At 63.4% G+C, this 18,151-nt stretch carries 23 protein-coding genes; 13 read left to right on the forward strand and 10 right to left on the reverse strand.

The genetic code is table 11. From position 1 onward, the window contains the following. Positions 1-5 precede the first annotated feature (5 nt). Complete coding sequence (locus SZ64_RS15335; RefSeq protein WP_054531626.1) at positions 6-455, forward strand: GNAT family N-acetyltransferase; 450 nt, start codon at positions 6-8, stop codon at positions 453-455. Beyond that, positions 452-1,141 carry a DNA alkylation repair protein gene (locus SZ64_RS15340; RefSeq protein ID WP_054531627.1) on the forward strand — a complete coding sequence of 230 codons (690 nt, stop codon included), beginning with the start codon at positions 452-454 and terminating at the stop codon, positions 1,139-1,141. The genes SZ64_RS15335 and SZ64_RS15340 overlap by 4 nt, the downstream gene beginning before the upstream one ends. Before the next feature lie 18 nt (positions 1,142-1,159). Here SZ64_RS15340 and phoA read toward each other — a convergent pair whose 3' ends face one another. The 8 genes from phoA to SZ64_RS15380 form a co-directional block, all read right to left on the reverse strand. Continuing rightward, on the reverse strand, positions 1,160-2,605 hold the full coding sequence (gene phoA / locus SZ64_RS15345) for an alkaline phosphatase (RefSeq protein WP_054531628.1): 1,446 nt from the start codon (positions 2,603-2,605) through the stop codon (positions 1,160-1,162). A gap of 116 nt (positions 2,606-2,721) precedes the next feature. After that, positions 2,722-3,276, reverse strand: coding sequence for a DUF924 family protein (locus SZ64_RS15350; RefSeq protein ID WP_054531629.1), 555 nt, complete (start codon positions 3,274-3,276; stop codon positions 2,722-2,724). 8 nt (positions 3,277-3,284) lie between these two features. Beyond that, positions 3,285-3,686 carry a hypothetical protein gene (locus tag SZ64_RS15355; RefSeq protein WP_054531630.1) on the reverse strand — a complete coding sequence of 134 codons (402 nt, stop codon included), beginning with the start codon at positions 3,684-3,686 and terminating at the stop codon, positions 3,285-3,287. 98 nt (positions 3,687-3,784) lie between these two features. Then, positions 3,785-4,189 (reverse strand): hypothetical protein, encoded by a 405-nt coding sequence (locus SZ64_RS15360; RefSeq protein WP_054531631.1) that lies wholly within the window; start codon positions 4,187-4,189, stop codon positions 3,785-3,787. A 118-nt stretch (positions 4,190-4,307) separates the two neighbouring features. Further along, the gene (locus tag SZ64_RS15365) at positions 4,308-4,814 is read right to left on the reverse strand and encodes a hypothetical protein (protein ID WP_054531632.1); all 507 of its coding nucleotides are present in this window, start codon (positions 4,812-4,814) and stop codon (positions 4,308-4,310) included. A 22-nt stretch (positions 4,815-4,836) separates the two neighbouring features. Beyond that, the gene (gene tldD / locus SZ64_RS15370) at positions 4,837-6,261 is read right to left on the reverse strand and encodes a metalloprotease TldD (protein WP_054532301.1); all 1,425 of its coding nucleotides are present in this window, start codon (positions 6,259-6,261) and stop codon (positions 4,837-4,839) included. A gap of 69 nt (positions 6,262-6,330) precedes the next feature. Further along, positions 6,331-6,828 carry a hypothetical protein gene (locus SZ64_RS15375; protein WP_054531633.1) on the reverse strand — a complete coding sequence of 166 codons (498 nt, stop codon included), beginning with the start codon at positions 6,826-6,828 and terminating at the stop codon, positions 6,331-6,333. Between the two features lie 189 nt (positions 6,829-7,017). Further along, a complete protein-coding gene (locus SZ64_RS15380) occupies positions 7,018-7,266 on the reverse strand; it encodes a zinc-finger domain-containing protein (RefSeq protein WP_054531634.1) in 249 nt (82 codons plus the stop codon). A gap of 101 nt (positions 7,267-7,367) precedes the next feature. Here SZ64_RS15380 and SZ64_RS15385 point away from each other — a divergent pair, with 101 nt between their 5' ends. The 4 genes from SZ64_RS15385 to SZ64_RS15400 all read left to right on the forward strand — a co-directional run bounded on the left by SZ64_RS15385 (position 7,368) and on the right by SZ64_RS15400 (position 10,881). Beyond that, a complete protein-coding gene (locus SZ64_RS15385; RefSeq protein ID WP_054532302.1) occupies positions 7,368-8,354 on the forward strand; it encodes an ABC transporter ATP-binding protein in 987 nt (328 codons plus the stop codon). 8 nt (positions 8,355-8,362) lie between these two features. Beyond that, positions 8,363-8,875, forward strand: a complete 513-nt coding sequence (locus SZ64_RS15390) for a hypothetical protein (RefSeq protein ID WP_054531635.1) — start codon at positions 8,363-8,365, stop codon at positions 8,873-8,875. A 64-nt stretch (positions 8,876-8,939) separates the two neighbouring features. Beyond that, positions 8,940-10,529: an L-aspartate oxidase gene (gene nadB / locus SZ64_RS15395; RefSeq protein ID WP_054531636.1), complete on the forward strand. Its 1,590-nt coding sequence runs from the start codon at positions 8,940-8,942 to the stop codon at positions 10,527-10,529. 67 nt (positions 10,530-10,596) lie between these two features. Next, positions 10,597-10,881: a GIY-YIG nuclease family protein gene (locus SZ64_RS15400; protein ID WP_054531637.1), complete on the forward strand. Its 285-nt coding sequence runs from the start codon at positions 10,597-10,599 to the stop codon at positions 10,879-10,881. Positions 10,882-11,020: 139 nt separating this feature from the next. On the opposite strand, the gene SZ64_RS15405 is transcribed toward SZ64_RS15400, so the two are convergent. Next, a complete protein-coding gene (locus tag SZ64_RS15405) occupies positions 11,021-11,368 on the reverse strand; it encodes a hypothetical protein (protein ID WP_054531638.1) in 348 nt (115 codons plus the stop codon). A 551-nt stretch (positions 11,369-11,919) separates the two neighbouring features. On the opposite strand from SZ64_RS15405, the gene SZ64_RS15410 reads away from it, so the two are divergent. From SZ64_RS15410 to SZ64_RS15420, 3 genes are all read left to right on the forward strand, one after another. Continuing rightward, positions 11,920-13,986 carry a ribonucleoside-diphosphate reductase subunit alpha gene (locus SZ64_RS15410; protein ID WP_054531639.1) on the forward strand — a complete coding sequence of 689 codons (2,067 nt, stop codon included), beginning with the start codon at positions 11,920-11,922 and terminating at the stop codon, positions 13,984-13,986. A gap of 154 nt (positions 13,987-14,140) precedes the next feature. Further along, a complete protein-coding gene (locus SZ64_RS15415; protein WP_054531640.1) occupies positions 14,141-14,428 on the forward strand; it encodes a hypothetical protein in 288 nt (95 codons plus the stop codon). A 162-nt stretch (positions 14,429-14,590) separates the two neighbouring features. Further along, entirely contained in the window at positions 14,591-14,887 is a 297-nt protein-coding gene (locus tag SZ64_RS15420; RefSeq protein WP_054531641.1) for a hypothetical protein, read from the forward strand. A gap of 119 nt (positions 14,888-15,006) precedes the next feature. On the opposite strand, the gene SZ64_RS15425 is transcribed toward SZ64_RS15420, so the two are convergent. Beyond that, complete coding sequence (locus tag SZ64_RS15425; RefSeq protein ID WP_054531642.1) at positions 15,007-15,225, reverse strand: DUF2171 domain-containing protein; 219 nt, start codon at positions 15,223-15,225, stop codon at positions 15,007-15,009. A 237-nt stretch (positions 15,226-15,462) separates the two neighbouring features. Here SZ64_RS15425 and SZ64_RS15430 point away from each other — a divergent pair, with 237 nt between their 5' ends. The 4 genes from SZ64_RS15430 to SZ64_RS15445 all read left to right on the forward strand — a co-directional run bounded on the left by SZ64_RS15430 (position 15,463) and on the right by SZ64_RS15445 (position 18,028). Next, positions 15,463-15,846 (forward strand): PepSY domain-containing protein, encoded by a 384-nt coding sequence (locus SZ64_RS15430; protein WP_054532303.1) that lies wholly within the window; start codon positions 15,463-15,465, stop codon positions 15,844-15,846. 61 nt (positions 15,847-15,907) lie between these two features. Then, a complete protein-coding gene (locus tag SZ64_RS15435; RefSeq protein WP_054531643.1) occupies positions 15,908-16,414 on the forward strand; it encodes a hypothetical protein in 507 nt (168 codons plus the stop codon). Positions 16,415-16,521: 107 nt separating this feature from the next. Beyond that, a complete protein-coding gene (locus SZ64_RS15440) occupies positions 16,522-17,592 on the forward strand; it encodes a ribonucleotide-diphosphate reductase subunit beta (protein ID WP_054531644.1) in 1,071 nt (356 codons plus the stop codon). A 4-nt stretch (positions 17,593-17,596) separates the two neighbouring features. Further along, positions 17,597-18,028 carry a hypothetical protein gene (locus SZ64_RS15445; RefSeq protein WP_199797079.1) on the forward strand — a complete coding sequence of 144 codons (432 nt, stop codon included), beginning with the start codon at positions 17,597-17,599 and terminating at the stop codon, positions 18,026-18,028. The last annotated feature ends 123 nt before the right edge of the window (positions 18,029-18,151 follow it).

Below are 18,151 nucleotides of genomic sequence, written 5' to 3' on the forward strand. Positions count from 1 at the left end.
CGCATATGGGCGCATCGGGCCTGCTGATCCGCCCGGCCCGGCAGGCCGATGCCGCGGCGATTGCCGTGCTGATCGACCAGTTGGGCCATCCCGGAAGCAGCGCCGCCGATGTTGCCGCGCGCCTGCCGCTGATCGAAGCGGCGGGGATGGACGCGTTGGTTGCCGAACTGAACGGGCGCGTGGTGGGTTGCCTCACCACATCCGTCATGCCGGTGCTCCACCGTGCGCAACCCGTGGGGCGCATTTCCATGCTGGTGGTGGAAGATGCTCTGCGCGGGCAAGGGATCGGCGCGGCCTTGCTGCGCGCTGGTGAGGCGGCACTGGAGACGCGCGGCTGCGCTATGATCGAGGTCACCAGCAATATGAAGCGCAAGGATGCCCATCGTTTCTACGAACGGGAAGGTTATGAGGCGACCAGCCTGCGCTTCTCGCTTAATTCCGAAGCTGGCCATTGAGCGCGACCCCGCTCGCCCGGAGCATACGCTCTGCGCTGGAAGGCCTGGCCGACCCGGCCCGCGCGCCGGGAATGCAGGCCTATATGAAAAGCACCATGCCCTATCTCGGCGTGAGCACGCCGGTGCGGCGGCGTATGTGCCGCGACCTGTTCAAGGGGCTGGAATTCGCATCTGCCGCCGAATGGCAGGCCGAGGTGCTGGCGATCTGGCGCGGGGCGGAATTCCGGGAGGAGCGCTATTGCGCCGTGGAGCTTGCCGGTATCCGGCAGGCCCGCTCGTTCCAGCGCATGGACGCGCTGGCGATGTATGAGGAACTGATCGTTACCGGCGGCTGGTGGGATTACGTGGACTGGATCGCCAGCCAGCACCTGTTCGCCATCCTCAAGACGGAACCGGAACCGATGAAGCGCGCGATGCTCGACTGGTCAGTAGGCGAGGATATGTGGAAGCGGCGCAGTGCGATATTGTGCCAGTTGTTGGCGAAGCAGCAGACCGATCTCGATTTGCTTTACGCCGCAATCGCCCCGTCGATCGGTTCGAAGGAGTTCTTCCTGCGCAAGGCCATCGGCTGGGCGCTGCGGCAATATGCGCGCACTGACCCCGCCGAAGTCGCCCGCTATGTCGCCGCGCATGAGGCCGAGCTTAGCCCGCTCTCGAAGCGGGAGGCGCTCAAGCATATTGCCTGAGCGCCCCGCTGCTGGCGATCACTTGGCGGCAGGCAGCCCCAGCGCATCGCGCATGATGTAGAAGATGTCCGTCTGGTCGAGCAGGCCGGTCACGTTGAAGGAACGCGGGCCATAGGCGGCAACCCGCAATTGCGTGCCGGTGTGGCCCATCGACTTATCTTCGCTGTTGCCATAGCTCACCGCCATTACCGCGCCGTCCTTGGTCATCAGAGCCTGGGTCAGGCCGGGGGCCTTTTCGTCTGCATAGATGATCTGCCCGGCATGGGCATGGTCGGCAGTGACGATCACCAGCGTGTTGCCGTCCTTGCGGGCGAACTCCAGCGCCACCTGCACCGCTTCGTCCAGGTCCACTGTCTCGCCGATCTGGCCGCAGGGATTGGCACCATGCGATTCCTTGTCGATCGAGGCGCCTTCCACCTGCAGGAAGAAGCCCTTGGGCGCGGGCGAGAGCAGGTCGATCGCCTTGCGCGTCATGGCGGCCAGCGTGGGCTGGTTTGCCGGACGGTCCGCATTGGCGGCGCAGGTCACGGGCGGCAAGTCGATGTTGCCGTGATAAGTGGCACGTGGCCCCTTCCAGCGCACCGGCATATTGCCATCCGCGAACAGGCCGAGCAGCGGCTTCTTCTGATCGGCGGACGTAACGGCCGCAAGCTGCGCCGCATCGGTGACGAGCACGAAGCCGCGGTCTGCTGCCTGATCCAGCAGCGTCTTGCCCTTCCACTTGCCGGCATTGGCCGTCTGGCGGAAATATTTCGCGCCGCCGCCCAGAGTCACGTCGGGGCGGGTGTCCAGCAATTGTTCGGCAATGGAGCCGCGTCCGCCATTTTCCAGCGCATCGGCGGGGCAGGCCTTGAGCGTTTCCTGCGGGCCCTTGCAATCGCGGTCAGCCACATGGGCGATCTGTGCACCGGGAGTGGCGTCCTGAATTTCGGCAGTGGAGACGTCGCCCGTGGCAAGGCCGGCGGCGCGTGCCAGAGTGATCAGGCTGGGATGGGCCTGCCCGCGAATATCCACGCCGATGGCGCCATTATAGCTCTTCACTCCGGTGGAGAAGGCCGTGGCGGATGCGGCGGAATCGGTGACGTAGACGGGCTTCCCGGTTTCCCGGTCGAGCGAATAATGCGTGTACTGGCCGCTGACGGGCAGCGCGTCGATGCCCTTGAAATAGCCGCCGGCACCCTCGGCATAATTGCGCGCCAGAGTGATTTCGGAATCGCCCATTCCGTCGCCGATCAGCAGGATCACGTTCCGAACCGGCTTTGCCGCATCGGCCGCCGCCATCGCGGCATAGTCAGCACCCAGATCGCGGTCGAGCCGGCGGGCGCCGTCGGGCAGGCTGGGATCGGCCGAGGCATCGCGCGGCATGGCCGAAAGATCGGGAGCCGGGGAGCCTTCCTGTGCGAGCAGAGCCTGCGGCATGGCCGCGCCGAACAGCAGCGCGATCGCGAAAACGGGATATTTCATGGGGAGCCTCGAGCGCCTGATTGCATTGGGAAATCCCCGTCACGCAGGAGGGAAATCTGCAATCGCCTTGGCCCGGCTCTATGACACCTTGGTGTCACAAGTCAGGAATTGGGCCCCTACCAGTGATTACCTGCCGCAATGGCCGCGATCTCGGCCGGCGTGCTCTTGCGGCCCAGCACTTCATTGCGATGCGGGAAGCGGCCAAAGCGGGCGACCATCCGATAATGGGCGCGGGCGAAGGCCAGAATGAAGGCGCTGTCCAGCGCGGTGTAGTAGGAAAGCGAGGCGAGCTGCATCGCCTTTTCCTCGCTATGCATCAGCGGCAGGCCGAGGAACTGGCGTTCCGGCCGGGTCAGGCCCCGGTTCCATCCGCGTTCGATGGCACCCACGCAAATCGCATGGGCCAGCGGATCGAAGGCGAAGGCATCGGCGGTGCCGCGATAGAGATTGCGGGGAACCTGATCGAACAGCAGCACCGCCGCGCGGGCGGTAAGCGGGTCGGTCAGGAAACGGTCCGCGCTCTGCGTGTAGAGCGCCAGCAAGTCAGGCTCGAACCGGCGGCGCAAGGCCTCATCCACGTCCGGCCCGCCGCCGAACCAGTCACGCGGGCCGAGTGTGTGGAACCAGAAATGCAGCAATTCTGCCGCCCAGCGGCGCGGAGCGGCAGCCATGCGTCAGATCAACTCTGCGCCTTGGTGTAGGGGACGAATTCCCGCAGCAGGACTTGCGTCCGGGCCCGGCTATCGAGGTTCACCGCCACGATCGTATCCGTAGCGCAAAGACTGGCGCCGCTCTGCCGCGAGAGCGTCAGCGTATTGTCCCTGCGCAGATGATCCGGATTGAGCGGCCGCCCGACATAGATCGTATCGCCCACTTCAAAGACGACGGCAGTCCGGTCAATGACCTTGAGATTGTCTTTGCCAGTGACGGTGAGGCAGTGTGTCGGTTCGCCAGCGACACGTCCGGCGATCATTTCCTGGAGTTGGGCTTCGCCTTCTCCGGCAGCCGAGGGCTTGGCCATCGCCAAGCCACCCGGCAAGGAAAGAGCAGTAGCCGCGAGCACGATTACGAGCCTGCGCATGGTCTTCTCCCTATTCTGAATGCGTCATTATGCCTCTGGTTCAAAAACATTGGCAATAACGCATTCCTCCGGGATGGAGCCTATACGCCCCCGCAGGTTCAGCCCTTCGGCTTGGTATAGGGGACGAATTCCTTGAGGAAGACGGCGCCCGTATACATGCCGGAGGTCTGGTCGATCGTGTACAGCGTGTCGTTGGTGCACAGCTGGCTGCCATTCACCCGGTCGATCACCAGAATATCCGTGCGGCGCAACTGGCGCGTGTCTGTCGGCCGCGCGACCCACACCGTATCGCCAGCTTCATAGACGATGGCGGTCCGGTCAATGATCCGCATGCCGTCGCGGCGCATGGTATTGATGCAGTTCTTCGGCTCGCCCGCAGTGCGGCCTTCGATCAGCTTCTGGAGCTGGGCTTCACCCTTTTCCGCAGCAGTCTGCTTTGCGCTGACGGCGCCGCCGCTGAGGGCGAGGGCAGAGATGGCGAGAGCAGTCATGATCTTGCGCATATGAATCTCCGTATGTTGGTGGACCCATTATCACCAGCAGGCTTAATGCATCCTGACAGCGGGTTCCTGCCTGAAAGACGGAATCGCGGGGCGCAAACCCCAGCAGCAACCCCAGTGCCTAGCGGCCGTTGCAGCGGACCAGATAGGAAATGTCGTCCGGTTCGGAATCGGCCCTCGGGCTGATCAGTGCGATCCGGTCATCCGCCACGATGGCGATCATCCCGGCGAAGAATTCCCGATCCTTGAACAGGCCGCGTCGTTCGAACAGGATCGGCAGGACATAGGATGCATCCTCGAAGCCCGGAACCGTCGCCGGATCGATTTGGCCGCCCAGCGAGACGGAAGAAACCACCGGCTCGCGCCGTGTGGCCACATCCTGCGATCCGTTGGATTGCACTTCCAGATGGGCCAGATCGCCGGAAAAGACATAGGCGGAATCGGCGCGCGGATGGCCCAGCCGGCAGGGCGCGTAGATGAAATCTTCCGGCAAATCCTTCCAGTCCGATCCGGCATCGCCCCAGCGGCCGGAAAGGAATGCAGCCAGATCCTGATCCTGCGCGTGGCCCGGCGCGGGCAGGGCCAGCGCGGCGACGAGCAGGCAGGCGCCCTTCGCGAAAATCTTCATTCGATTGCCCCCTGTTGGCCGTTCAGGCCGTGCCGCCCACCGTCAGCCTGTCCACCAGCAGGGTCGGCTGGCCCACGCCCGCGGGCACGCCCTGTCCGGCCTTGCCGCACATGCCGATGCCGGGATCGAGTTCCAGATCGCTGCCGATGCCGGTTACGCGGGTCAGCACGGTCGGCCCGTCGCCGATCAGCGTGGCGCCCTTGATCGGCGCGCCCAGCTTGCCGTTCTCCACCAGATAGGCCTCGGTGCAGCTGAACACGAATTTGCCCGAAACGATGTCCACCTGCCCGCCGCCGAAGCTCTTGGCGAAGATGCCGCTCTTCATGCGAGAAAGCAGCTCTTCCGGATTGTCGTTGCCGGCCTTCATGAAAGTGTTGGTCATGCGCGGCAGGGGCGCGTGCTGATAGCTTTCGCGGCGGCCATTGCCGGTGGGCTCCATGCCCATCAGCCGGGCATTCAGCCGGTCCTGCATATAGCCTTTCAGGATGCCGTCCTCGATCAGCACCGTTTCCCCGGTGGGCGTGCCCTCATCGTCGATGGAGAGCGAACCGCGCCGGTCATGGATCGAACCATCGTCCACCACGGTCACGCCGGGGGCAGCCACACGTTCGCCGATGCGGCCGGTGAAGGCGCTGGTGCCCTTGCGGTTGAAATCGCCTTCCAGCCCATGGCCGATGGCCTCGTGCAGCAACACGCCGGGCCAGCCGGGGCCGAGCAGCACGGTCATTTCGCCAGCAGGCGCGGCCACGCTGTCGAGATTGACCAGGGCCTGACCCAGCGCATGGTCGATCGCCTCGTTCCAGGCGCTTTCCACGAACAGCCGGTCATACAAATGCCGCCCGCCGATGCCGTAGCTGCCGGTTTCGCGCCTGCCGTTAACTTCCGCGACGATGGAGACGTTGAGCCGCACCAGCGGGCGCACATCGGTGGCCACGAAGCCATCGGCGCGCACGATTTCCACCACCGACCAGCTGCCCGAAAGGCTGGCCGTAACCTGCGCCACGCGCGGATCGCGGGCGCGGGCGGCGGCGTCGATCTTTTCCAGCAGGGCCACCTTTTCGGCAAAGGGCACAAGATCGAGCGGGCTGACATCGGTATAGAGGTGGCGATTGTTGAGGCGCGGCGGCGCGGCGGGCGTGCCGGTCGTCGGGTCGAGCAGCTTCAGCGTCTCGCCCGCCCGCGCGATGGCACTGGCGGAAATGTCGTTCGCATGGGCAAAGCCGGTCATCTCGCCCGAAACGCCGCGCAGGCCGAAGCCCGAATCGCGCGAATAATCGGCGGTCTTCAACCGCCCATCGTCAAAGGCGAAGCTCTCCGATGCCACGAACTGGAGATACAGTTCCCCATCGTCGCATTGCGCCAGCGTCTTGCGGGCGAGGGCCTGGGCTTCTTCGGGCGAAAGCTTGCCGTCTGCATAGAGATGGCCGCGCGGATCGGTGAAAGTCATGCCGGGGATATAAGCCCGCCCGGCCAAGCGCGAAAGGGCGGGTTCGGGCGTCTGGTGCATATTCTCGCCTCAGCGCAAAGGTGACACAGAACGCGGGGCGAAACCTTGTGACCTTCCGGGCGGCGATCCGCTTTGCCGCCCCGCCCGGTCAAGCTGGGCCAGATAGGCAAGAAGCGCGGAATTGTCCGCCTTTCGCATGGTGCCGACGTGCTGGCCGCCATAGGTGACGGGCTTGAGCAGGCCGAACAGAGCGCGCTGCCCGCGTTCCTGCGGTGTGACCTTTCGTTTCTGCGCGGCGTCGGCCTGTGCCGGTGCGCGCCCCAGCACTGCATCCCATGCCGCCGCGAAGCTTTCCGCGCCCGGCTTCGCCCGCAGGCGATAGGCGGTTTCCCGCGCCATGCCGACCCGGCGCGCGGCTTCGCGGACGGAGCGGGTGATGGCCAGATGGGCGAGGAAGGCAGCCTGCCGCCGGGGCGTCCACCCATCGGCGCGAGCGCGCAGGGGAACGGGCGAAAAGGCGGGAACACGCGCATGGCGCGCCGGGCGGCGGGGCGGGTAGCTTTTCATCCGCGAGTTTAAGGCAGATTTCGGCGATGTAGGAAAATGGTTTTGGGCGAGAGTCAGCGTCTCTCGCCGTTTCGTCATTGCGAGGGACCTGGCCAAACCGCAATGTGAGCTCCTGCGAAAGCAGGAGCCTGCTCGCGGGGGAGAATCTGTCAGGCAAGGTTCCTGCTTTCGCAGGAACTCACAGCGATCTCAGATGCTGGCGCCCGAGGAAATATCCGGCAGTTGCGACTGGTCCGCGCCGTCGGCCGGGCCGCCCTTCAGGATGAAGCGGTGGTCGCAATAGCCGCAATCGACATAGCCATGCTCGTCGATTTCAAGGAACACGCGCGGGTGGCCAAGGGCAGCGGCGCGATAGCTGGCGCCGCCGCGAATACCGCCCGAGCCGTCACACGACACGCGGGTGGTTTCGACGATGGTGGTTTCTGGCGGCGGAAGCATGGATTCGCCACTAACCCCAGCCCGCACGATCCGCAAGACGGTAGCGCATCTGTCACAGCTTGCCCTTTACGCGCGGGCGCGGCTGGCCCAAGGAACGGGCCATGAGTGACAGCAGCGTTGCAATCGCAATTCGGGACCTCGTCAAACGCTATGCCCCGGTGAAGGGCAAGGGCGGCAGAGCAGGGCAAGGCGGGGCCGGTCAGGGTGCGGAAGGCAAGCTCGCCCTGGGCGGGGTCAGCTTCGATGTGCCGCAGGGCCAGATCTTCGGCCTGCTCGGCCCCAATGGCGCGGGCAAGTCCACCCTGATCAACATCATGGCTGGGCTGGTGATGAAAACCAGCGGCACGGTGGAGATCTGGGGCCACGACATCGATCGCGATTCCCGCAATGCCAAGGCTTCCATCGGCATCGTGCCGCAGGAAATCGTGTTCGATCCCTTCTTCACTCCGTTTGAGGTGCTGGAGAATCAGGGCGGGCTGTGGGGCGTGCCCAAGGCGCTGCGCCGTTCGGAAGAATTGCTGAAGGCCGTCCATCTGGCGGACAAGCGCAATGCCTATTCCCGCTCGCTCTCGGGCGGGATGAAGCGGCGCCTGCTGATCGCCAAGGCCATGGTCCATTCGCCGCCGATCCTCGTGCTGGACGAGCCGACCGCGGGCGTGGACGTGGAACTGCGCCGCCAGCTGTGGGAACTGGTCAGCGAGCTGAACCATCAGGGCGTGACCGTGGTGCTGACCACGCATTACCTCGAGGAAGCCGAGGAACTGTGCGACCGGATCGCGATCATCAATCACGGCCAGCTGATCACTAACCGTCCCACGCGCGAACTGGTGGAAATGACGCGGGAGAAGATCCTGCTGCTGACACTGGATCGCGACATTGGCGACCTGCCCAGCCACCCCGCCTTCGTCAAATGCCGCAAGGCCGGGGAACGGGTGCTGGAAATCACTTATGACAAGGATCGCGTCACCGCAGGCGAAGTGCTGGGCCAGGTACAGGCGCAGGGCTTCGTGATCGTGGACGTCTCCACGCAGGAGCCGGACCTTGAGGATGTGTTCGTCCAGCTGACGAGCGACAGGGAGGCTGCGTGAGAAATAGCATGTGGCGAAACATCGCGATCACCGCACTGATCGGTTTGTCCGGTATGCAGCCGGTTTCCGCTCATGCAGCCGAGACCTATCGGGTCCAAGGCGGACTTCTGGCTCAGTTTCATATCTTCTTTGACCCGCAGAAATACCGGGACTGGAGGGAAGGCAAAGGCGGATTTGACGAAGCTACGGCCGTCCCGGCGAAACTCGCGGACGTTCCTTTCCTCGTCATGGTTGCGGTTGGCGACTGCAAGGCAGGAGCGAACGGCAATTGCAACGTGACTGCTGACTACACCGTATTCGATCCCAGCGGAAAGAAGGTCGTCGATAATCCGGGCCGCAAGATCTGGACTAAGGCAGCCCAGCGCGAGGGTATTGTGGCGTTCAGCGAAGATCCGGTGCCGGCAATGCTGCAGTCGAGCGATCCACCCGGTTCCTACCGGCTCCATGTCGTCCTGCACGATAACAATGCGGACACGACTTTAGAGATGGAGCGAGTGCTGGTGCTGGAAGCACGGCCGTGATTTTCCGCGAGAAGCCCGGACGGGACGGAGTTCTCTTACAAATCGCTTTTGAGCGGAGTTCAATGTGAGCGGCAACGGCACCTACGACGTCCTTATCATCGGGTCCGGCGCGGCGGGGCTGACTGCGGCGCTGACACTGGCCGAGCGCTGCAAGGTGCTGGTGCTGGCCAAGGGCGCGCTCAATTCGGGCTCCACTGCCTGGGCGCAGGGCGGGATCGCCGCCGTGCTCGATGCCGGGGACACGTTCGAGGAGCATATTCGCGACACGATGATCGCGGGCGCGGGCCTCAACCGGCGCGAGACGGTGGAATTCGTCATCGAAGGCGCCCCCCATGCGATCGACCGGCTGATCGAGCTGGGCGTGCCCTTCAACACCGAAGGCGCCAACCTGCACCTCACGCGCGAAGGCGGCCATTCGCACCGCCGCATCGTGCATGTGGCCGATGCCACCGGCTGGGCAGTGCAGATGGCGCTGCTCAAGGCGGCGGAGGAACATCCCAATATCACTCTGCTGCCCAATCGCAGCTGTATCGAACTGATCACCGGCAAGAACGAGCTGCGCTATTCCGGGTCGGGCCGGGTGTGGGGCGTCTATGCCCTGAATACCGAGACGGACCGGGTGGAAGTCTACACCGCGCGCGCCACTATCATGGCCTCGGGCGGGGCGGGGCGCGTCTATCAGTTCTCCACCGCGCCGCGCGGCGCCACGGGTGACGGGATCGCCATGGCCTGGCGCGCGGGTGCCCGCGTCTCCAACATGGAGATGATGCAGTTCCACCCCACCTGCCTCTATAATCTGGACGTGAAGAACTTCCTCATTACCGAGGCAGTGCGGGGCGAAGGCGGGCGGCTGATCAATCCGCGCACCGGCAAGCGCTTCATGGAATATTACGATCCCGAGCGGCTGGAACTGGCCCCGCGCGACGTGGTGGCTCGCGCGATCGATTCCGAGATCAAGCGCTTCGGGCTGGATTACGTCCATCTCGACATCAGCCACCAGCCGCCCGAATTCGTGCGGGAGCATTTCCCCAACATCCACGAAAAGCTGCTAGGCCTCGGCATCGACATGACGAAGGAGCCGATCCCGGTGGTGCCCGCGCAGCATTATACCTGCGGCGGCATCCTGACGGACCTCAACGGCCGCACGGACCTGCCCGGCCTCTATGCCGCGGGCGAATGCAGCGAAAGCGGGCTGCACGGGGCCAATCGCCTCGCCTCCAACAGCCTGCTGGAATGCTTCGTGTTCGGCGAGGCAGCGGCCAAGGACATCCTGGCCCGCTGGGACAGTTTCGATGCCCCGCCCCAGATAAAGGCATGGGACGAAAGCCGCGTGACGGATTCGGACGAGGCCGTGATCATCAAGCAGAACTGGACCGAGATCCGGCGCTTCATGTGGAACTATGTCGGCATCGTGCGCACCACCAAGAGGCTGGAACGCGCGCAGCACCGCATCAAGCTGCTCTATGAGGAAATCGAGGATTATTACGGCCACTTCCGCGTGACCACGGACCTCATCGAATTGCGCAACCTGCTGCAATGCGCCGATCTGATCGTGCGCAGCGCCTTGAAGCGCCACGAGAGCCGGGGTCTGCACTACACGCTGGATTATCCGGGGATGCTGCCGGAGGCGCTGGATACGGTGCTGGTGCCTTAGGGGGAAACCTCCACATCCGCTCAGCCTGAGCTTGTCGAAGGCCACGCGCCGCCGTTAGCCCCAGTGGATGGCGTTCTACGCATATCTCCTGCGCTGCAACGACGGCAGCTATTATGCGGGCCACACGGATGACCTCGACCTGCGTATGGCCCAGCACCAGACTGGTGCGCTGGGCGGCTATACGGCGAAGAGATTGCCCGTCGAACTCGTCTGGTCAGACAGTTTCCCAAGCCGGGACGATGCCTTTGCCGCTGAACACAGGATCAAGGGCTGGAGCAGGGCGAAGAAGGAAGCGCTGATCGCGGGGGATTGGGAGTTGGTTTCCCGGCTTTCGGTGAACCGGCAGGGTTAGCGGACTGTGGGGTGATGTGGGCGCGTGGCCTTCGACAGGCTCAGGCTGAGCGGCCCTTGTAGATAGTCGGCTTATCCCGCCATATCTAATCACATCCGCCCAGCCTGAGCCTGTCGAAGGCCACGCGCTGCCGCCCCCCCTACTTCCCATATTGCCCCGCCAGTGCCTCGGCCACGCGGCCGATCAGCTCCAGCGGCAGCGGGTCTTTCAGCGGAAAGGCCAGATTGCCCTTGGGCCCGCGCCATGGGGCCAGTTCCTCCACCAGGGCGGCAGGTTCCTGCACCGGGGGATAGATGCCGATGTGTTTCCTGAAGGCCGCGAAATAGAAGAACACGCGCCCCTTGCGCAGGGCGGGCATCTGGTAGGCCATGCAGCGCGTGGCATCGGGCACGCGCCCTTCGGCTTCGCTGCGGATCGCTTCCAGCAGGGCGCGAATCTCTTCCGGCTGGCGGGCGAGGTAATCGGCATGCGGATCGGGTGCGGTCATGGCTGCGGTTTCCTCTCCCCCATGCTTCGAAACTGGCCCCGGCTTCGAAACGGGGCATTTCCGCGCTTTCTCGCGCAGCAAAATTTCCGGCCCCGATTCGATTGAATCAAAGCCCTGAAAGAGAAAACTTCACAGCAAAATTTTTGCCCGGATTCATTTTGACTCTTGCGCCCCACGCCAGCCGAGCTTTGACCGCGCGTCGCGCTGTATTGCCATCATAGAACACCGAGTCTTGACGGCGTAATATATGGTGAATCCGGAATTTAAGGCCTTGCGCCTGATTCCCGGTAAAAGCACTATGCCTAGGTCGAACAGCGGGGGGCACCCACAAGACCTAGTTGCCGTAGCGGGAGCCGAATCGCTCCTGCGAAATGCGGTTCGGGTCTGCCTGGGAAGCCCGCCGGCCATTCGGCTGGGGACAGGCGGGGGAAAAGTATTTCCCTGTCCGGGGCCTCGAATTGGTAGTCTGGACGCTTGGCTGCCGATTCGAACGAATGTAGAACACGGGCATTGAAACCGATGCCCGGGATGATCAGATCGGGGGCTCGTACATGGATTTCAGGACTGGGGACGGAGCTGCGATGGGGCTCGACGACGTGGACGCGCTGGTGGGCAAGGATTCCGATGGCGCGCAGCAGGAAACCAAGGCTGGAAAGAACCAAGGCAAGACAGATGGCCCGGCAATGACGATGGACAGCAAGGATACAGCCACCGAAACTCTGGTGGAAACGGCCGCCGCCGATGCGCTTGCGCAGGCGATGACGGCTGCCGCCCAGAGTGCTGCGGCGCCCAAGGACGATTCCAAGTCCGTGCGACCGCGCCGCTTCAATGTGGTGACCGATAACAGCCGCGATGCGCTGCTGACCGATTTCGGCAAGGAAACCCTGACCGACCGCTATCTGCTGCCCGGTGAGGATTTCCAGGATCTGTTCGCCCGCGTGGCCGATGCCTATGCGGACGATGCCGATCACGCCCAGCGCCTGTACGATTACATTTCGAAGCTGTGGTTCATGCCGGCAACGCCCGTGCTGTCCAACGGCGGCACCAATCGCGGCTTGCCGATCAGCTGCTATCTCAATTCCGTGTCCGACAGCCTCGAAGGCATTGTCGGCACCTGGAACGAAAACGTCTGGCTCGCCTCGCGCGGCGGCGGCATCGGCACCTATTGGGGCGCGGTGCGCGGCATTGGCGAGCCGGTGGGCCTCAACGGCAAGACCAGCGGCATCATCCCCTTCGTGCGCGTGATGGACAGCCTGACGCTGGCCATTTCGCAGGGTTCGCTGCGTCGCGGTTCGGCGGCCTGCTATCTCGATGTGTCGCACCCGGAAATCGAGGAATTCCTCGAAATCCGTAAGCCTTCGGGGGATTTCAACCGCAAGGCGCTGAACCTCCACCACGGCGTGCTGCTGACCGACGACTTCATGGAAGCCGTGCGGGACGGCAAGGAATTCGAGCTGAAGAGCCCGAAGGACGGTTCCGTGCGCGGCAAGGTCGATGCGCGCAGCCTGTTCCAGAAGCTGGTCGAAACCCGCCTCGCCACGGGCGAGCCTTATATCGTGTTCTCCGATACGGTGAACCGGATGATGCCCAAGCATCACCGCGACCTGGGGCTGAAGGTTTCCACCTCCAACCTCTGTTCGGAAATCACCCTGCCCACCGGCAAGGACCACTTGGGCAACGATCGCACGGCTGTGTGCTGCCTCTCCTCGCTCAATCTCGAGACCTGGGACCAGTGGAACAGCGACAAGCGCTTCGTGGAAGACGTGATGCGCTTCCTCGACAATGTGCTGCAGGATTATATCGACCGCGCGCCCAGCGAGATGGCCCGCGCCAAATATTCCGCCGAGCGTGAACGGTCTGTCGGCTTGGGCGTGATGGGCTTCCACTCCTTCCTTCAGATGAAGGGCATCGCGATGGAAAGCGCGATGGCGAAGGCGTGGAACCTCAAGATGTTCAAGCACATCAACGCCAAGGCCAATGAAGCCTCCATGCTGCTGGCCGAAGAACGCGGCGCCTGCCCGGATGCGGCCGATCAGGGCGTGATGGAACGTTTCAGCTGCAAGATGGCAATCGCGCCTACCGCGTCGATCAGCATCATCTGCGGCGGCACCAGCGCCTGCATCGAACCGATCCCGGCGAATATCTACACCCACAAGACCCTGTCGGGCAGCTTCGTGGTGAAGAACCCCTATCTGGAAAAGCTGCTGCAGGCGAAGTCCAAGGATTCCACCAATGTGTGGAACACGATCCTGGAACGCGGCGGCTCGGTCCAGCATCTCGATTTCCTCTCGCCGGAGGAAAAGGCGGTCTACAAGACCAGCTTCGAGATCGACCAGCGCTGGCTGCTGGAATTCGCGGCCGACCGTGCGCCCTTCATCGATCAGGCGCAGAGCCTCAATCTGTTCATCCCGGCCGATGTCGACAAGTGGGATCTGCTGATGCTGCACTTCCAGGCATGGGAAAAGGGCATCAAGTCGCTCTATTACCTGCGGTCCAAGAGCGTGCAGCGCGCGGGCTTTGCCGGCGGGGTGGAGGCCGACAACACCAAGGATGCGGCCAAGTTCGAACTCAGCGCCGGCGAACAGACCGATTACGAGGAATGTCTCGCCTGCCAGTAAGCGGCCTGAGGCCTGCCGCTGAACGCGGCGAAGTGAATAGAGGGCGGGCGGCGCTGCGGAACCATCCGCGCCGTCCGCCCGTTTCATATCCATCGGGCATCGGGGGAACCGAAGGGGGGAACCGGGGGCAGTTCAACCTTCGAGGAGAGCCCGAATGCCCCTTTACGTTCCCCAGATCGCACTGGCCCTCGCCATCCTGCTCACCGCGGCCACCGGCATCTGGCTGCTGATCAACGCGCGCGCCGTCGCGCGCCTGTTCCGCCGCAGCGACATTATCCAGCCCGGCCCAGCGCTCGGCCGCCAGACCCCGCCGCCGCGCCGTCTTGTGCTGGCGATGCTGGCAGGCTTCACACTGGGCTGGGTGGGCAGCGTGGCGATCTGGAGCTGGGCCATGACGGAGGAAGCGGTGGAAGTGGTGGATGCGCGGGCCTCTGGCGCTTGAGCAAGATCGTTTGGCTGCATCGTCATTGCGAGGGCCAGCGGCCCGAAGCAATCAAGAGCGCAATGCGCTACGCCCTAGATTGCTTCGTTGCGCTCGCAATGACGAGCTATAACGCGCAAACAGGGTGGCGTTCCGGCAAGTTCTGGAAGCAGGAGCATTACGATGACGAAACAGCTTGTTCGGCCCGCCGCACTGGCGCTTGCTATCCTCCTCCTCACCGCCTGCGCGCGGCAGGTGCCCGAGGCCGTGAGCCATGGCGCCGATGTGCCCGGCTTCTGGTGGGGGCTGTGGCATGGCTTCATCTTTCCCTGGGCCTGGATCGGATCGCTCTTTTCGCCCGACATCGCCGTCTATGCCGTGCCCAACAGCGGCGGCTGGTACGATTTCGGCTTCTTCGTGGGGATCACCGTGCTGGGCGGGGGTTCGTTCTTCGGATCGCGCCGCCGCGACCGCGACTGACCGCGCCCGCCGCAATTCCCGCCGCTCTTGCGCAGGAAAAGGCCCCGGCCCCCTACCGAGGAACCGGGGCCTCCCCCCGGCCATTCCGCACGGCAAGGGCGGAACGGCCATCGCCTGACCTATGCAGACGGTGAAATGCGCGCCTCCGGCTTCAGATAGACGCGATTGTCGTCGATCCGGGCGACGTCATCCAGCAGCAGGAAGTGGTGGCGGGCATCGCCGCTGTCGCTGCGGGTCAGCTTGATCCGCTCGTCCTCCACCGCATCCACGGTGCCCACATGCTGGCCGCTGGCATTGGCCACTTCCATGTGTTCCTTGATCCTGAGCTTTTCGAACATGGCATGCTCCTTTTCGGTTGCAGCCCCCGGTTCGGCCCTGTTGCCCGATCAACGGACGGGCAGGCGCGGGCGTTCCCCCGTCTGTCGCAGCCCATGCACCGAACCGGGGCGAGCCGTTACCAGCCGCGACATTTCGCGGCTTGGCCGGCAGAGGCTCAGGGCTTATATTAGCAATATGGAATGCGGTTCGGGCTAGGTCCGCGTTTCCGGAACGAAACGCACATAAAGGCTTATCCCATGCGCAAATGGCATCGCTGGATCTCGATCTTCTTCGGGGTCTTCATGGCCTGGATCGCCGTCACCGGCATTCTCAGCCAGGTCTTCGTCCTCTGGCCCACGGGCGCGGAAGGCCCGGCGGCGCTGCCTGCCACGCCGGAAGGCTTCACCTGCCCCGAAGGCTGGCGCTGCATGCCCGCGGCCGAACCTTCGGGCATGCGCAGCCTTGTCGGCCTGATGCACCACCTCCATTCGGGCGAGAGCTTCGGCGCGGTGGGCACGGCGATCTCGGTACTCTCGGGCTTCGCGCTGCTGTTCTTCGCCGTCTCGGGCCTGTGGCTCTACATCCAGATGTGGCGCAACCGGGCGAGCCGGGGCCTGAAGGGCGGCATGTTCTGGAAGTGATTTTCCCTGACTTGCCGATTTGTTGAACCGTGTTAGCCCTCATTCGGCAATGGGGGCTGACATGGTGGATGGCATGATCGGGGTACTTGGGCCGTTGCCGGTGATGGCGGACCTTACCGCTGCCCTCACTCTGCCCGTCATCGCCATGTTCGGGGCCGGGGCAGTTATTGCGCTATGCGCGCAGACATTCCCGCGCTTGCACTATCTCTTCACCAAGCTCAGGCCGCGCCAGGAAATGGCCGAATATCGCTCCGGCCAGGAGGAAGGCGCACCCCCGGAAATCGAGTTGAATCGCCTTGTTCCGTCCATGCTGATGGGCGCTGTTCTTGTTGGTGGACCCTACCTGCTCGACGAACTGGAGATAAACGGTTGGATCGTGGCGGGCTGCGGGATAATTTTCGCCGGCTGGCTGCTCGTGTGGATATGGCGCAGGCTCAACAACCCACCGGAACTGCACCAGCCGCTGCTGCCGGATGCGACTATCCCGCAGGAAGCGGTGCTTGGCGCCCTCTCCGCAGGGGCCATTGTCATCTTCGCGCTGGCGATGCTCGTGTGGGTCATTTTCTGAGCGCAGATAATTCGCTTTATCCCCGCCGAATCATTCCCTCTTGCCTTCGAATCACAGGCATGATTCCCTATGTTGGCTGTTCGCACTGACGCCCATGGAGACACAACATGTCGCTGCTCGAAGCACGCAAGACCTACAAGCCCTTTGAATATCCCTGGGCTTACGAGTTCTGGAAGCGTCAGCAGCAGGTCCATTGGCTGCCGGAAGAAGTTCCCCTGGGCGAAGACTGCCGCGACTGGGCACAGAAGCTGTCCGATCACGAGCGGAACCTGCTCACCCAGATCTTCCGCTTCTTCACTCAGGCCGACGTGGAAGTGCAGGATTGCTACCACGAAAAATACGGCCGCGTGTTCAAGCCGACCGAGGTGAAGATGATGCTCACCGCCTTCTCCAATATGGAGACGGTGCACATCGCCGCCTATTCCCACCTGCTCGACACGATCGGCATGCCCGAAAGCGAATATGGCATGTTCCTCGAATATGAGGAGATGAAGGCCAAGCACGATTACCTGCAGGAATTCGGCGTCGAAACGGACGAGGATATCGCCCGCACGCTGGCCATGTTCGGCGGCTTCACCGAAGGGCTGCAGCTCTTCGCCAGCTTCGCCATGCTGATGAACTTCCCGCGCTTCAACAAGATGAAGGGCATGGGCCAGATCGTCACCTGGTCGATCCGCGATGAAAGCCTGCACTGCGAAGGCATCACCCAGCTGTTCCACGCCTTCTGCGCGGAACGCGGCTGCCTGACCAAGGCAGTGAAGGACGACATCATGGACATGTGCCAGAAGACGGTGCGCCTGGAAGACGCCTTCATCGATCTGGCCTTCGAAGCAGGCCCGGTGCCGGGCATGACGGCGAAGGAAATCAAGCGCTACATCCGCTATATCGCCGACTGGCGCCTCAGCCAGCTGGGCCTCCCGGCGATCTACATGGTGGACGATCACCCGCTGCCCTGGCTCACCCCGCTGCTCAACGGCGTGGAACACGCCAACTTCTTCGAAACCCGCGCCACCGAATATTCGAAGGGCGCCACCAAGGGTAACTGGAACGACGTCTGGGCCAGCTTCGACCAGCGCCGCAAGGCCAAGACCGGCGACAGCGCGAACGATCTGGCCACCGACGATGGCGAGCCGGATATGTTCGGCGATGCCTCGGGTGGGGTGCAGGCGGCGGAGTGAGGAGGTGGCGCTGATTTATGCGGCGCCGCCGGGACTGAAGCTTCCGCAGGAGACTTACAGCCGGTGGCTTCGTCGTAAAGCAGCGTCTCATTTGAAGCGCGATCGTCTGCGCTGTGATCATCCGATCAAAGGTGAGGAATATCGCCGGAAAATTCATGCGGCGGTCTGCGACCACGGAACGCATGATTTTTACACCGGCGAGGAACTGAACTGGCAGCTTGTTTGCACCTATTCGAATGAAGAATCTCGGGTGGGCCGGTCGCATTACAAGGCGAGCTTTGCCATGCTGCCGACGGTCGATCACGTGTTGGGTGAAGATGGGCGTTATGACTTCGTCATATGCTCCTGGCGTACAAATGACGCGAAAAATGATCTTGCTCATGCAGAGTTCGTCGAACTGTGTCGCAAGGTCGTGGCCAAGGCTGGCGCTGGTTAGTTCAGTTTTCTTGTAGGGTGTTGTGCGGAGGCGGGCTCCCCGTTTTAGACATCGTCATCCCGGACTTGATCCGGGATCCCGCTATTTCTCGCTTGGGAAGCTGGACCCCGGCACGAGGCCGGG

The sequence above is a fragment of the Erythrobacter sp. SG61-1L genome, from assembly GCF_001305965.1.
In the GTDB taxonomy this organism is placed as follows: Bacteria; Pseudomonadota; Alphaproteobacteria; order Sphingomonadales; family Sphingomonadaceae; genus Andeanibacterium.

Bases quoted from the DNA above. Each gene is read 5' to 3' on its own strand.
- SZ64_RS15385 (WP_054532302.1), top strand. From the start codon at position 7,368: ATGAGTGACAGCAGCGTTGCAATCGCAATTCGGGACCTCGTCAAACGC.
- SZ64_RS15400 (WP_054531637.1), top strand. From the start codon at position 10,597: ATGGCGTTCTACGCATATCTCCTGCGCTGCAACGACGGCAGCTATTAT.
- SZ64_RS15350 (WP_054531629.1), bottom strand. From the start codon at position 3,276: ATGGCTGCCGCTCCGCGCCGCTGGGCGGCAGAATTGCTGCATTTCTGG.
- SZ64_RS15405 (WP_054531638.1), bottom strand. From the start codon at position 11,368: ATGACCGCACCCGATCCGCATGCCGATTACCTCGCCCGCCAGCCGGAA.
- SZ64_RS15380 (WP_054531634.1), bottom strand. From the start codon at position 7,266: ATGCTTCCGCCGCCAGAAACCACCATCGTCGAAACCACCCGCGTGTCG.
- SZ64_RS15335 (WP_054531626.1), top strand. From the start codon at position 6: ATGGGCGCATCGGGCCTGCTGATCCGCCCGGCCCGGCAGGCCGATGCC.
- phoA (WP_054531628.1), bottom strand. From the start codon at position 2,605: ATGAAATATCCCGTTTTCGCGATCGCGCTGCTGTTCGGCGCGGCCATG.
- SZ64_RS15360 (WP_054531631.1), bottom strand. From the start codon at position 4,189: ATGCGCAAGATCATGACTGCTCTCGCCATCTCTGCCCTCGCCCTCAGC.
- SZ64_RS15430 (WP_054532303.1), top strand. From the start codon at position 15,463: ATGCGCAAATGGCATCGCTGGATCTCGATCTTCTTCGGGGTCTTCATG.
- SZ64_RS15425 (WP_054531642.1), bottom strand. From the start codon at position 15,225: ATGTTCGAAAAGCTCAGGATCAAGGAACACATGGAAGTGGCCAATGCC.
- SZ64_RS15355 (WP_054531630.1), bottom strand. From the start codon at position 3,686: ATGCGCAGGCTCGTAATCGTGCTCGCGGCTACTGCTCTTTCCTTGCCG.
- SZ64_RS15365 (WP_054531632.1), bottom strand. From the start codon at position 4,814: ATGAAGATTTTCGCGAAGGGCGCCTGCCTGCTCGTCGCCGCGCTGGCC.
- SZ64_RS15375 (WP_054531633.1), bottom strand. From the start codon at position 6,828: ATGAAAAGCTACCCGCCCCGCCGCCCGGCGCGCCATGCGCGTGTTCCC.
- SZ64_RS15410 (WP_054531639.1), top strand. From the start codon at position 11,920: ATGGATTTCAGGACTGGGGACGGAGCTGCGATGGGGCTCGACGACGTG.
- SZ64_RS15415 (WP_054531640.1), top strand. From the start codon at position 14,141: ATGCCCCTTTACGTTCCCCAGATCGCACTGGCCCTCGCCATCCTGCTC.
- SZ64_RS15435 (WP_054531643.1), top strand. From the start codon at position 15,908: ATGGTGGATGGCATGATCGGGGTACTTGGGCCGTTGCCGGTGATGGCG.
- SZ64_RS15420 (WP_054531641.1), top strand. From the start codon at position 14,591: ATGACGAAACAGCTTGTTCGGCCCGCCGCACTGGCGCTTGCTATCCTC.
- SZ64_RS15440 (WP_054531644.1), top strand. From the start codon at position 16,522: ATGTCGCTGCTCGAAGCACGCAAGACCTACAAGCCCTTTGAATATCCC.
- SZ64_RS15390 (WP_054531635.1), top strand. From the start codon at position 8,363: ATGTGGCGAAACATCGCGATCACCGCACTGATCGGTTTGTCCGGTATG.
- tldD (WP_054532301.1), bottom strand. From the start codon at position 6,261: ATGACTTTCACCGATCCGCGCGGCCATCTCTATGCAGACGGCAAGCTT.